The organism is Microbacterium sp. LS_15 (assembly GCF_041954735.1).
GTDB lineage: Bacteria > Actinomycetota > Actinomycetes > Actinomycetales > Microbacteriaceae > Microbacterium.
The window spans coordinates 24,586-37,453 of the sequence record NZ_JAVAYD010000009.1 but is presented as its reverse complement, the minus strand read 5'-3'; the positions used below and the strand labels follow the sequence as shown (position 1 = coordinate 37,453).

9 protein-coding genes are annotated in these 12,868 nt (G+C 70.7%); 4 read left to right on the top strand and 5 right to left on the bottom strand.

What is annotated here, in order from left to right:
• Positions 1–140: 140 nt before the first annotated feature.
• Positions 141–4,295 (bottom strand): discoidin domain-containing protein, encoded by a 4,155-nt coding sequence (locus RAC69_RS12005; RefSeq protein WP_375087003.1) that lies wholly within the window; start codon positions 4,293–4,295, stop codon positions 141–143.
• 384 nt (positions 4,296–4,679) lie between these two features.
• Here RAC69_RS12005 and erm point away from each other — a divergent pair, with 384 nt between their 5' ends.
• Both erm and thrC read left to right on the top strand, forming a co-directional pair.
• On the top strand, positions 4,680–5,453 hold the full coding sequence (gene erm, locus RAC69_RS12000) for a 23S ribosomal RNA methyltransferase Erm (RefSeq protein ID WP_375087002.1): 774 nt from the start codon (positions 4,680–4,682) through the stop codon (positions 5,451–5,453).
• A 63-nt stretch (positions 5,454–5,516) separates the two neighbouring features.
• Positions 5,517–6,920, top strand: coding sequence for a threonine synthase (gene thrC / locus RAC69_RS11995; protein ID WP_375087001.1), 1,404 nt, complete (start codon positions 5,517–5,519; stop codon positions 6,918–6,920).
• Positions 6,921–6,945: 25 nt separating this feature from the next.
• Here thrC and RAC69_RS11990 read toward each other — a convergent pair whose 3' ends face one another.
• The 3 genes from RAC69_RS11990 to RAC69_RS11980 are packed head-to-tail and all read right to left on the bottom strand — an operon-like array spanning position 6,946 to position 8,596.
• On the bottom strand, positions 6,946–7,350 hold the full coding sequence (locus tag RAC69_RS11990; RefSeq protein WP_375087000.1) for a VOC family protein: 405 nt from the start codon (positions 7,348–7,350) through the stop codon (positions 6,946–6,948).
• On the bottom strand, positions 7,265–7,528 hold the full coding sequence (locus tag RAC69_RS11985; RefSeq protein WP_375086999.1) for a glutaredoxin family protein: 264 nt from the start codon (positions 7,526–7,528) through the stop codon (positions 7,265–7,267). Before RAC69_RS11985 ends, RAC69_RS11990 begins: the two co-directional genes overlap by 86 nt.
• 60 nt (positions 7,529–7,588) lie before the next feature.
• Positions 7,589–8,596 (bottom strand): FUSC family protein, encoded by a 1,008-nt coding sequence (locus tag RAC69_RS11980; protein WP_375086998.1) that lies wholly within the window; start codon positions 8,594–8,596, stop codon positions 7,589–7,591.
• 52 nt (positions 8,597–8,648) lie between these two features.
• Here RAC69_RS11980 and RAC69_RS11975 point away from each other — a divergent pair, with 52 nt between their 5' ends.
• The gene (locus tag RAC69_RS11975) at positions 8,649–9,983 is read left to right on the top strand and encodes a M20/M25/M40 family metallo-hydrolase (RefSeq protein ID WP_375086997.1); all 1,335 of its coding nucleotides are present in this window, start codon (positions 8,649–8,651) and stop codon (positions 9,981–9,983) included.
• A gap of 58 nt (positions 9,984–10,041) precedes the next feature.
• Positions 10,042–11,496: an MFS transporter gene (locus tag RAC69_RS11970; RefSeq protein WP_375086996.1), complete on the top strand. Its 1,455-nt coding sequence runs from the start codon at positions 10,042–10,044 to the stop codon at positions 11,494–11,496.
• A 37-nt stretch (positions 11,497–11,533) separates the two neighbouring features.
• Here RAC69_RS11970 and RAC69_RS11965 read toward each other — a convergent pair whose 3' ends face one another.
• The gene (locus tag RAC69_RS11965) at positions 11,534–12,703 is read right to left on the bottom strand and encodes an RtcB family protein (RefSeq protein ID WP_375086995.1); all 1,170 of its coding nucleotides are present in this window, start codon (positions 12,701–12,703) and stop codon (positions 11,534–11,536) included.
• Between the last annotated feature and the right edge of the window lie 165 nt (positions 12,704–12,868).

Genomic DNA, 12,868 nt, shown 5'->3' with positions numbered 1-12,868 from the left:
TTCTGTAGTTGGTGAGCCTCACGCTACGAGTTCGGGACGAGAAGGAATATCCCATTGCCTTGGAGCGACACACGCGCTATACCGCGTGGGGCGGAGAGCCCCACGCGGTCTGCGTGCGCGCCCGGCGATGCCGCGCGCCGTCAGTCCTCCTCGCCGAGTGCGAGGCGCCGCCGCCGCAGCATCAGGATGCCGCCGATCGCCGACAGCAGGACCGCGACCACGAGCGACCATCCGAGCACGAGGCCCGTGACGGCGAGCGCGCCGTCCGTCGGGGTCGACGCATCGCCGCCGCCGGAGCCCGCGCCGCCTCCCGGGGTGCCCGGGTCCCCCGTGCCCCCGCCCGGCGTGCCCGGCCCGCCGTCGGTCGGTGCCGCAGCGACCTCGCCGGTGAACTCCTGCACGGCGGGTGCGCCGATGCCGTTGTCGGCCGTGATCGTGAAGGAGTAGCGCCCGGCGGCTGTCGGCGTGCCGCCGAACGTCCCGGTCGCCTGGTCGAAGGCGAGCCCCGCCGGCAGCGATCCGACGGTGACCGCGTAGGTCGGCGTGGGCGACCCCGCTGCGGTCACCGCTCCCGACGCCTCGCGGCCCACGGTGAGGGCACCGGGTCCGCCGCCGATCGCTCCGGGGGCGGAGTCGTCGGTCACACCGGGGGCGAGTACGCGGAGCGCCTGCAGGCCGGGGTCGCCGCTCGTCCAGGCGGTGGTGAGGGCGACGTAGCGCGCCGCGGTGCCGACGGGCACGATGCCGTGGGTCTCGCCCGCGGCGATCGACCCGACGTCGCGGAACGTGCGGCCGTCGTCACTGATCGAGACCGTCGCGGCGGGCGCGCCGGCCGCGGCCCACAGGGTGGTGACCGATCCGATCTCCCTGCTGCTCCCGAGATCCGTCACCATGCGTCCGTCCTCGCCGGGCGTCCAGACCGTCGCCGGGTCGCCGTCGACGGCGTTCTGCGGCGAGGTCATGCCGTCCGGGAGCACGGATGCCGGGAACGTGAGCGTGCTCAGGGCGAGATCGGGCACGGGGAACGGCGTCGCGCCGGGGAAGGTCGCGGCGCCGGCGACGGCGGGCGCGCCCGACAGCGTCACCGTCCGACCGGTCTCGACGTTTGTGACGTCGAGCGCCGGCGAGTCGGCGGCCGCGCGGAGGTCGGCGCCTGTCCCGAGGAGCACCGTGCGGGCGTCGACGACCGACACCGATGTGTTCGCCGCGCGGGCGGCATCCGTCGCGACCGTCGCGCGCGGCGCGAGCACCATGGCCGCTCCCGCGCCCACGGTCACGGTGAGCTGCGAGGAGTCAGCGCCGAGCACCTGATCGCCGCCGAAGAGCGAGACCGTGTCGCCGGTGTACGGGACGGTCACGGTCGACGTCACCGGAGCGCCCGACAGGTTGAACGCGACGAGGTATCCGTCGACGGAGCTCACCAGGAGCCCGTCCGCGGTGGGCTGCGGCGTCGACTGCTGGGCCACGGTGGCGGCGGCGTCGCCCGCGACCATCTCCACGAGGAACGGCTGCTCGCCGCCGCCGAGGCGCACGACGTTCATCCCGGCGGTCTCGGTCGAGACCGTGATTGGCGCCTGGCCACCGCGCACGACGTACCCCGCCTCGCCTTCGACGTTGATCCACGATCCGTCGGTCGACGTCACCTGGTCTCCCGTGTATCGGAAGCTCGCGGCATCCCGCCACGTGGTGCCGTCGTCGGACACCTGGATACGATATTCGCGCCCGGCGGAGGACTCCCACCCGAGCTGCACCTGGCTGATGGCGGTCGGCGCGCCGAGGTCGACCTGGATCCAGGAGTCGGCGCGCGTGCGGTCGGCGCGCGACACCGCCCAGCGCGATGCGGGATCGCTGTCGGTGACGCTGGAGGGCGCGCGGCCGGTATCGGCGCTGGATGCCGTCGCCGGTCGTCCTGCGGCGGCGTCGACGCCGGCCGCGGTCAGCGCGCGGAGCGAGTACAGCGAGTACCCGTAGGCGGGGTCGCCCTGCACGCCCTGCATGCGGATGAACCGGGTCTCGACGGGGGCCGGGGCGGCGCCGTCGGGCAGAGTCAGGTCGACGGTGTCGAGGCGAGCGACGTTCGCGTCGACCGAGCCCGTGTAGGCGGTCCGTGTCGTCCACGTCTGCCCGTCCGACGAGGTCTGCACGAGGTAGCGCTCGCCGGCGCTGGCCTCCCACGCGAGACGCACGGATCCGACGGTGCGCTCCGACCCGAGGTCGACCTGGATCCACGAGTCGGCCCTGGTCCTCTCAGCGGTCGAGACCGCCCAGCGGGTGGTCGGGCTGGCGTCGGTGACCGATGACGCGGGTCGGGTCGGATCCTCGCTCGAGGCAGTGGCTGCGCGCCCCGCCGCGAGGTCGGTCGTGGCTTCGGCACCCGTCCCGTAGGCGTGCAGCGAATACAGCGAGTAGCCGTACCGCGCGTTGCCCTGCTGGCCCTGGATGCGCACGTAGCGTGCCGCCACGGGGTCGAAGTCCAGGTCGTCCACGCGGGCGGCGTTGACGTCGGCGGGGTCGGGTGGCGTCACGACCGGGAGGGTGTCGGTCGCCTCGCCGTCTGCCGTGTAGTACGTGCGGGTGCCGTCCAGATCGTTGTAGCCGCCGAGGTCGAGATTCCGCACCGAGACCGTGCCGTCCTGCCATCCGGCGCCTGTCGAGGCGTACACGGCGGCGCCGGTCGGCAGCGTCGCCTGCCCGGCGTACTCGCTGCCGATGCGGAAGACGGATGCCGTGCCCTCGAAGCCGTCCCGCGGCGCGGTGTAGGTCGAGGTGCTGCGCTCGTCGACGGTCGCCGACGAGTTCGGATACAGGTACGGTGTCGCGCCGGACAGCGCGAACAGCCAGGAGTCGTGACCGGGCACCCACGGGAACTTCACGAAGCCCTTGCGACTCGCCGCCGCAGCCCACGATCGGGCCGTCTGCTGCACCGTCAGACCGGGGCCCTGACCGAAGTCCCGCACGCCGGAGAGGCGCGCGAAGAACTCGTCCTGCGGGGTGGGCTGCACCACGCCCTCGTCGGATTCGGCGGCGGCGACGTGCAGGAGGTAGGAGATGGCGATCTCGGCGCGCGCTTCGGGCTCGTACTTGGGCTCGCCCGAGAACTTGGCGAGTCGGTCGACCGGCGCGTAGGCCTGATACGCCTCGAGCGAGGCCGCCATGTTCGCCTCGGCACGGACGGCGTCCGGATCGCGGAGCACCTGCCCGAGGAAGGCCATGGGGATCACGTCGCGCCCGTAGAGGTACTCGCGGTCGTTGACCATGGGCATGAAGGGCTCGCCCTGGTTCGACATGACCATCTTGATGGCGGTCCAGAGCTCGGCCGAGTTGGGCTGGTGCATGAGGTACTCGGGCACCGGCCGGTCGTTGAGCACGAACTGGATGGCGTTGCGGCCGCCGGAGCGCCAGATGTCGGACTGGTAGTGCGGGCCGAACGAGCCGTGGTTCTCGACGAGGTAGGTGTCCCAGATCGTGTGCAGGGTGTTGGTCGACACGGGCTTCCCGGCGACGACGGCCGGGTTGTTGAGGTCGGCGGTCGGCTGTCCTGCGGCGTTGCGCGCCCAGTCGCCGAGCTGCTCGCTCCAGCGGGCGGCGTCGGCGTGGTCGGGTGCCCAGGCGAGTCCCGGGGCGAGCGCCTGCGTGTAGACGCCCGCTTCCTCCTGCGCGGTGTCGCCCTCGAACTTGCCGGTGGGCCAATCGGCCGTCCACGATCCGGACAGCGGATCGTTCTCGTAGTCGAGGTCGGCGGTGTACGACGACTGGCCGACGGCGATCGTCTCGAGGTTCCGCTGGGTCTGCGCGTCGAGCTGGTCCCAGAGCACGCGTCCGGCGTCGAGGAAGTACGACTGGAACGTCGAATCCCAGAACAGACGCTTGCCCCAGGTCCCGTTCGGATCGACGAAGCGGTTCTTGGCGGCGTAGTAGCGGATGGTGTCGACGGTGCGCTGGCGCAGATCGTCCTTCGCGATGCCCGCCACGGACGCGTCGTAGTCCCCGTGGGTCAGGATCACGGCGTTGCCGAGCACCACCGCGAAGTTGAAGTCCTTGAACTGGTAGGCGCCGATCGCGGGGTCCCACACGGAGTTGACCCACCGGGTGTGCCGCAGCAGCGCCGCGTAGTAGTCGGCGGCGATGTCGTCGGGGGCGCCGAAGGCCGCGGCACGCGTCGAGGCCGGGGGAGCGGCGGCTGCGGGTGCTGCGGCGACGAGGCCGAGCGGTGCGGCGAGCACCGTGCCGAGGGCGACGGCGAGGGCGCGGTGCCAGAACGGACGCGGGCGGCGGGTGCGGCCGGGACGGGCCATGGGGTCTCCTCGGGAAGAGAGTCTCGGGAACTCTGCGTGTTCCGACTCCGCTGCCCGATGAGGATCCACCGGGGTATGACAACGCTGTCAGAATGGTGTTGTCCAACCTAGCCGCGTCGGTCGCACGCCGTCAAGGAGTTCGTCGGCGATCGCCGCGCGACGCCCGTCGCGGTCCGTCGGGTACGATGGCACGCATGATAGACAGCGCGCCCGTGATGGGGCGCATCGCCGTGTTCCGCGACCGCCGCGCCTGACGGCGCGCTCGCATCCGCACGCATCAGCGCGCCGTCCCTAGAGATGTCAACGCACCTCGGGACGGGCTGTCTCCCGACGCTTCGCGTCCACCCTCCAGAGGTGCTCCGATCACTCTTCCGGAGCGCACTCATGCCTCGTTCACACCATGGCGGCCGCCACGAGCTCGGCCAGAACTTCCTCACCCACACGCCCACTATCCGCCGCATCGTCGCCCTCGTCGGAGCGACCTCCGGGTCGATTCTCGAACTCGGAGCCGGTGACGGGGCCCTCACCAGACCGCTGGCGCGCCTGTGCCGACCCCTCACGGCTCTCGAACTCGACGAGCACAGAGCGCGCCGACTCGACGCCGCTCTGCCGCGCGTCTCCGTCCGCACAGGAGATGCGCTGCAGTATCCGCTCGACGCCGACGTGGTGGTCGGGAACATCCCGTTCCACCTGACGACCCCGATCCTGCGTCGGGTGCTGTCGTCACGGCGCTGGACGCATGCCGTGCTGCTCACCCAGTGGGAGGTCGCGCGCAAGCGCGCCGGCGTCGGCGGCAGTTCGATGATGACCGCCCAGGTCGCGCCGTGGTTCACGGTCGCGCTGGAGGGTCGCATCCCGGCGTGGGCCTTCGCGCCCCAGCCGAGTGTCGACGGAGGGCTGCTCACGATCGCCCGTCGCGACGAACCGCTCGTACCGGTGGGCGACCGCCGAGCATACGACGCCTTCGTGCGCGCCGTCTTCACCGCGCGGGGCGCGAGCCTGCCCGCGATGGTGTCCGCGGCGACGCAGGTCGGCGCTGCGCGCGCACGAGCGGCCCTGCGCGACGCGGGTGCATCGGGTCGGCGTCTGCCGCGCGATCTCGGCGCCGAGGAGTGGGCCGGACTGTGGCGCGCGCTCGGCGGAGGGCGTCGATCGTGACACCACCGACGGCTCACCTGCGACAATGGAGATCCCGTGCCGATCCCGAACCGAGGAGCTCCCGTGCAGTACATCTCCACCCGAGGCGGCATGCAGCCGCTGCCGTACTGCGAGACGCTGCTCGAAGGCCTCGCACCCGACGGCGGTCTCGCCGTGCCCGAGGTGATGCCGACGGTCGACGGGGAGACGCTGGAGCGCTGGCGCGCCCTCACCTACCCGCAGCTGGCGACCGAGGTGCTCGGACTGTTCGCCACCGACATCCCGCGCGAGGATCTCGCCCGAATGACGGCGGCCGCCTACGCGCCGTTCCCCGAGGAGGTCGTGCCGCTCCGCGAGATCGACGGTGGCCTCACGCTGGTCGGACTCTCCGAGGGCCCGACGCTGGCGTTCAAGGACCTCGCTATGCAGTTCCTCGGCCAGGTCGTCGAGTACGCGCTGGAGCGCAAGGGCGCCGTGCTGAACGTGCTCGGTGCGACCTCGGGCGACACCGGATCGGCTGCCGAGCACGCGCTGCGCGGCAAGGACCGCATTTCGGTCTTCATGCTGTCGCCGCAGGGGCGCATGAGCACGTTCCAGCGTGCGCAGATGTTCTCCCTCGACGACGACAACATCCACAACATCGCGATCGACGGCGTCTTCGACGACTGCCAGAACCTCGTCAAGGCGCTCGCCGGCGACCTCGACTTCAAGCGGACGCAGCACCTGGGCGCGGTGAACTCGATCAACCTCGCCCGCATCACCGCGCAGGTCGTCTACTACTTCTGGGCGTGGTTGCGAGCGACCGATGCCGGGGGCTGGACCGAGGTGTCGTTCACGGTTCCGTCCGGCAACTTCGGCAACATCCTCTCCGGGTTCTTCGCGAAGGAGATGGGGCTCCCGATCCGGCGCCTCGTGCTGGCAGCGAACGAGAACAACGTGCTCGACGAGTTCTTCCGCACGGGCGTGTACCGTCCGCGGAGCGCCGCGCAGACCCTGGCGACCTCGAGCCCGTCGATGGACATCTCGAAGGCCTCGAACCTCGAGCGGTTCATCTTCGAGCTCGTCGGCCGCGATGCCGCCCGCGTGGTGAGCGCGTGGAACGACCTCGACACGCAGGGCCACTTCGACTTCACCGCCGATCTCGCGCGCTTCGTCGACGAGTACGGCATCGTCAGCGGCACCTCGACGCACGACGATCGGCTCGCGACGATCCGCTCGGTCTACGAGACATCGGACGACGTGATCGACCCGCACACGGCCGATGGTGTGAAGGTGGCCCGCGAGTACGTCGAGTCGGGTGTCCCCATGCTGGTGCTCGAGACGGCGAAGCCGCAGAAGTTCGCCGACACGATCCGCGAGGCGATCGGCATCGAGCTCGACTACTCGGACGAGCTCCGCGAGATGCTCGACGCCCCGCAGCACGTGACCGAGATGGCCGACGACGAGCAGGCCCTGCGCGCCTTCATCGCGGAGAACGCGCTGCACTGAGCCAGGCTGCCTCGCAGCGGTCCCGTCATTCGGGGGCGCCGTGCAGCATCCACGCGATGCCGAAGCGGTCGACGAGCATCCCGAACGTCCCTCCCCATGGCGGAATGTCGAGCGGCATCGTGACCGTCGCCCCCGCGGCCAGCGCGTCCCACACCTCTTGCGTGCGCGCCTGGGTGTTGCCGCTGAGCGAGACCGAGATGCCGGCTGGAGCCTCGTACGTCATCCCGTTCGGCGTGTCCGCCGCCATGAGCACGAGGCCGTCATCGGTCGTGAGCTGGGCGTGCATCACGAGGTCCGCCTGGTCCGGGTCCTGCACCGGGCGGCCACGTGCGCAAGAGCTGTCGCTAGGGCAGAGCCTTGACCGCCGCGGTGAGCACCTGCGGCACGGTGGGCACGCCCTCCGCGCGGAACACCTGCGTTCCCTCGGCATCGCGGATGATGACGGTGGGCGTGAAGCGGATGTCGAGCGCTTCCGCGGCGTCGGGGTCGAGGGCCACGTCGATCTCGGTCACCGTCGCGTCCGGAAGATAACGGGTCGCTTCCGCGAGCACCGTGCGGGTACGCGCGCAGGCGCCGCAGAATGCGGACGTCACCAGGGTCAGCTCCATGCTCGTCGTCCTCTCACACGGGGGAGAACAGGGTGCCGCCCGCGGCTGTTCCCGATGCAGTCACGCCTGCGCGGTCGCGCGCGGATGCAGGAAACCGGATGCGGCGCCGAGAGCCGCCCCGACCACGGTGTCGACGATGCGCTCGCCGGCCACGCCCATCGAGCCGATGTCGCCGGTGGCGGCCCCGGTGAGGAGCAGCACGAGCGGGGTGATGAAGACGAGCGCGAGCGCGTAGTGACGTACGACGACGAGTTCGATCGCGAACTGCAGAGCGCCGAGCAGCAGCGCCAGCCACAGCCCGCTCGGGTGCAGGAGGGCGAGCAGCGCATACAGGCCAGCGCCGACGAGCGTGCCCAGCATCCGATGCAGACCCCGCTGCACGGCCGCCCGGCGGGCTGCGGCGATGCCGATCACCGCGACGGCCGACCCGACGATCCAGTAGGTGCGGGCCGGGTCGACGACGAGACCGAGCAGCACGCCGAGCACCGCCACGATGGCGACGCGGAGAAGCAGCAGGCGCGAGTCGGCGTCGAGCGACGGCCCGGGGAGCAGCTCGCGCAGCGGACGCGCACTCTCAGACCGCGCGCGGGGGAGCAGCAGCGGTGCCATCGCCACCGTGTACGAGAAGGCGCACCCACCGGCGAGGGCGGCCAGGTAGACGAGCGGCGCCACGGGGGAACTGGCGGCGACGTGGGCGGAGAGCCCGAACACGAGCACGAAGAACAGAGGACCCGGCGGCCCCAGGCGGAAACCGAACGACAGCGCGGCGCTGGCGATCGCGACGACCACGACACCGATGCTCACCAGCCAGGGGCTGCCCGACGCGGCGACGCCGAGCGCTGCGCTGGCGATGAGGCCGATGGCGACGAACGGAAGCACGCGTGCCCGGTCGATCGTCGGCGCCGAGCCGGCGAACAGCACCGTGAACGCTCCGGATGCCGCGATGTAGCCGAGTGACGGCTGACCGAGCAGCGTCATGATGGCTATCGGTGCGGCGATTCCCAGTGCGGCCTGTGTGGCGAGGGGCCATCGCGGGCCGCGGGACGGGGCGAAGGCGAACAGGCTCACTCCTCGATTCTCTCGCGTTCCGGAACGAGCCTCCGCCGATACCATGGCCCTCGTGACAGATCCCCGCCCCGGAATCGCCGACCGCCTCTCGCGGATGATCCAGCTTCCGACGGTGTCGGCCGAGCTCGATGCGCGCGGGATGCAGCCCTTCGAGGACTTCGTCGCCCTCCTCCGCGAGCTCTACCCGTTGACGCACGAGGCTCTCACCGTCGAGCGTCACACCGACCCCGGGCTGCTCCTCCACTGGCGGGGACGCGCGGGGCGCCCGGAGGACCCCGTCGTGCTCATGGCGCACTACGACGTGGTGCCGGTCGACGAGAGCGACGCCTGGACCCACCCGCCCTTCGCCGGTGTCGTCGCCGACGGCGTCGTCTACGGGCGCGGCGCACTCGACGACAAGGGCCCCCTCATCGTCGTGCTCGAAGCCGTCGAGAACCTCCTCGCCGACGGGTTCACCCCTGCTCGAGACGTCTACCTCTCGTTCGGCGGCAACGAGGAGACCTTCGGTCGCGCGGCGGAGGAGGTCGCCCGCGTCCTCCGCGACCGCGGCATCGTCCCGTGGCTCGTCATCGACGAGGGAGGTGCGGTCGTCGACGCCCCGCTGCCCTTCGTGCCCGGTCGCGCCGCGATGATCGGTGTCGGCGAGAAGGGGGTCATGACGCTCAGGCTCTCTGCCCGCGGCGACGGCGGCCACGCTTCGGCGCCGCCGGCACTGACGGCCGTGCGCCGTGTCGCGCGAGCGGTGGACCGCCTCGGGCCGACGACCTTCCGGCCGCGGGTCTCGACGGCGATCGTGCGGATGCTGACCCGGTTCGCCGCCGAAACGCCGGGCGCCGCCCGGCACCTGCTGCGGCTGCTGGGCTGTGCGCCCTGGCTGACGGGGCGGGTGTTCGCGGCGCTCGGAGGAGAAGCCGCGGCTCTCGTGCGCACCACTGTGGCGCCGACCATGCAGTCCGGCGGCACGGCCGCGAACGTCCTGCCCTCGCAGGCGTCGGCGACCGTGAACCTCCGTATCGCGCTGGGGGAGACGACGCAGCAGACCGTGCTGAGGGTGCGCCGCCGCATCCGCGATCCGCTCGTCACGGTCACGGTGGTCGACGCCAGCGAGCCCTCGCCCGAGTCGGCGGTCGACAACGCGCAGTTCGCTCTGCTCGCCGACGCGCTCGCCGTGTCCCACCCCGGCATCCCCGCCGTGCCATACGTGATGATGGCGGCGACCGACTCCCGGCACTTCCACCGCTTCGCCCCGGCCGTCTATCGTTTCGCGCCGCTGGAGATGTCGAACACGCAGCGGGCCTCGATCCACGGGGTCGACGAGCACGTCGAGATCGCGGCTCTCGAGCGCGGCGAGCGCTTCCATCGAGCGTTGCTCGAACGGCTAGGGTGATCTCACCCGTCCCCGGACGCTCCCGCGACCGGACCCGCCTTGTCACCGAGGAGTCGCGATGACGCGCACCCGCACCCTGGGCACTCTGGCCGCCGTCGTCGGCTTCCTCGCCTTCGTCGAGTTCACCAGCGGTGTGCTGCAGGGGTACTACACCCCGATGCTCAGCGACATCGCGCGGCACCTCGGCATCCATGACGCCGACGTCAACTGGCTCGAGGGCACGCAGCTGATGCTGTCGGCGCTCGTCGTGCCGGCGTTCGCGAAGCTCGGCGACATGGTCGGCCACAAGCGGATGCTGCTGATCTCGACCGCGCTGACCGCTGCCGCCGCGATGGTGCTGCCCTTCACCGATTCGTTCGCCGTGTTCCTCATCGGGTGGACGCTGATGGGCTTCTACGTCGTGTGGCTGCCGCTCGAGATCGCTCTGATCTGGTCGCGTGCCCGTCGTCTGGAGGGCCGCGCCTCGATCACCGCAAAGGCAGCAGGACTCCTGGTCGCCGCGCTCGAGGCGGGGGCCATCATCGGAGCGCTCGCCGGTGGCGCGCTCATCGACCTGCTCCCGCTCACCGTCGTGCTGCTCATTCCCGCGCTGCTCATCGTGGTGTGCTTCTTCGTCATCCTGTTCGGGGTGACCGAGTCGCCGGAACCGGCCGGCGGCGTCTTCGACACCGTCGGCGTGGTCCTCATCTCGCTGGCACTCATCTGCTTCACGGGGGGACTCAGCCTGCTGCGGCTGGAGGGCGGCCTCGTCAACCCGCTGTCGTGGGGCGTGGTGCTGCTCGGTATCCTGCTCGTGATCCCGTTCGTGCTGTGGGAGCTCCGCAACGACGATCCGCTGATCGACGTGCGCATGTTCCGCTCGCCGGCTCTCGGGCCGGTCTTCCTCACCGCAGGACTCTTCGGCGTCAGCGTGCTGGGTGCCCAGGCACCTCTGTCGACGTTCGCGCGGACCGATCCGGACATGTACGGGTACGGCCTCGGAACCACGGGATTCGCCACCTCTCTGATCATCGGCATCTACCTGATCGGCATGATCGTCGGCGCCCTTCTGTTCCCGGTGATCGCCCGTGCGCTCACCCCGCGCATCACGCTCATGGGCGCCTCGGTGCTCGTCGGCGTCGGATTCCTCCTGTTCCTGCCGTTCCACGCCGCGTACATGCAGGTGGTCGCGAACATGATCGTCGTCGGTCTCGGGTCGGGAGCGCTGGTGGCGGCGCTGCCCGCTGCGGCGGCGTCGGCCGCTCCCGCGACGCAGACCGGCGTCGCCACGGGGCTCACAAACTCTGTCAAGACCGTCGGCGGCGCGATCGCGTCGTGCGTGTTCGGAATCGCCCTCCTGGGCGGCGCCACCGGCGCGGTCGAGGGCACAGCCGGATCGTTCGCCGGTTACGTGACGGTGTGGGTCGTGTGCGGCGTGACCGCCCTCGCGGCCGCCGTACTGCTCGCTTTCCTGCCGAAGACCGCTTTCACCGACAGGACGGATGCCGAGGCTACCGCCGCGCCCGTGCTCTGAAGGGGTGGACGACGTCGCGCGTCGTCCACCCCTCCGTTCAGTCGCCCTTCACATTCACGAGCTGCCGCAGCGTGTGCCGGATCGAGACCAGGCTCGCCGCATCCGCCATCACCCGGTCGATCGGCTTATAGGCCTGCGGGATCTCGTCGACGAACGCGTCGGTGTCGCGGAACTCGATGCCCGTCATCGCCTCGCGCAGCTGCTCGTGGGAGAAGGTGCGCCGCGCCGCTGACCGTGAGTACTCGCGGCCTGCGCCGTGCGGCGAGGAGTTCAACGACTGCGGATCCCCGAGGCCCTCGACGACATACGACGCGGTTCCCATCGATCCGGGGATGAGGCCGGGCCGACCGAGGTCGGCCTGGATCGCTCCCTTCCGGGACACCCAGACCTGCTTGCCGAAGTGCTTCTCCGACTCGGTGAAATTGTGGTGGCAGTTGATCCTCTCCTGCTCCTGCACCGGCGAGCCGAGGAACTCCGAGACCTGGCGGATCACGCGGTCCATCATCTCCTCCCGGTTCAGCAGGGCGAAGCGCTGAGCCCACCGCAGTTCCCTGATGTACCGGGTGAACTCGGGCGTGCCCTCGACGAGGTAGGCCAGGTCGGGGTCGGGGAGATCGATCCACCACTGTCCCGCGAGCCGCTGCGCGACGCCGATGTGGTGGCCAGCGATCCGGTTGCCCACTCCCCGCGATCCCGAGTGCAGGAACAGCCACACGCGGTCGAGTTCGTCCACCGAGACCTCGATGAAGTGGTTGCCGGATCCGAGCGTGCCGAGCTGCAGGCGCCAGTTCCCGGCGTACGTCGCAGGGTCGAACCCGTTCTTCTCGGCGAGCTGCTCGAGCTCGGCGACCCGGGGCTCGGCGGTCGCGACGATCTTGCGGTTGTAGCGACCGGCGGACAGCGGGATGGCGCGTTCGATCTGCTCCCGCAGCTCGGCGAGGTCGCGACCGTCGAGGTCGCTTCTCGTGAACGCGGTGCGGACGGCGATCATGCCGCATCCGATGTCGACGCCGACGGCGGCGGGGATGATCGCGCCGAGTGTCGGGATGACCGAGCCGACCGTCGCCCCCTTTCCGAGGTGAGCGTCCGGCATCAGCGCCAGGTGCGGGTGGATGAACGGCATGCGAGCCGTGGTGCGCGCCTGATCGAGCGTCTTCTCGTCGATCAGAGACGCCCACGACAGCAGCCGTGCGGAGAGCCTCTCCATGATTCCTTTCCTTGTGAGGTGTCCAGTCACAGGTCAGGGGTCTCCCACACGGAAAACGCCCCGGACCTGACGGTGCGGGGCGTTGCGAGAGCGGATGCTGTCACACGGCGCGCGCCGGAGGGTACGACTCGTAGCGGTCATCGTGCTTCTGCTGAAACAACGACA

Coding starts and splice junctions, on each gene's coding strand:
- RAC69_RS11985 (WP_375086999.1), bottom strand. CDS start 7,528: ATGGAGCTGACCCTGGTGACGTCCGCATTCTGCGGCGCCTGCGCGCGT.
- erm (WP_375087002.1), top strand. CDS start 4,680: ATGCCTCGTTCACACCATGGCGGCCGCCACGAGCTCGGCCAGAACTTC.
- RAC69_RS12005 (WP_375087003.1), bottom strand. CDS start 4,295: ATGGCCCGTCCCGGCCGCACCCGCCGCCCGCGTCCGTTCTGGCACCGC.
- RAC69_RS11965 (WP_375086995.1), bottom strand. CDS start 12,703: ATGGAGAGGCTCTCCGCACGGCTGCTGTCGTGGGCGTCTCTGATCGAC.
- RAC69_RS11990 (WP_375087000.1), bottom strand. CDS start 7,350: ATGCCGAGGGAACGCAGGTGTTCCGCGCGGAGGGCGTGCCCACCGTGC.
- RAC69_RS11970 (WP_375086996.1), top strand. CDS start 10,042: ATGACGCGCACCCGCACCCTGGGCACTCTGGCCGCCGTCGTCGGCTTC.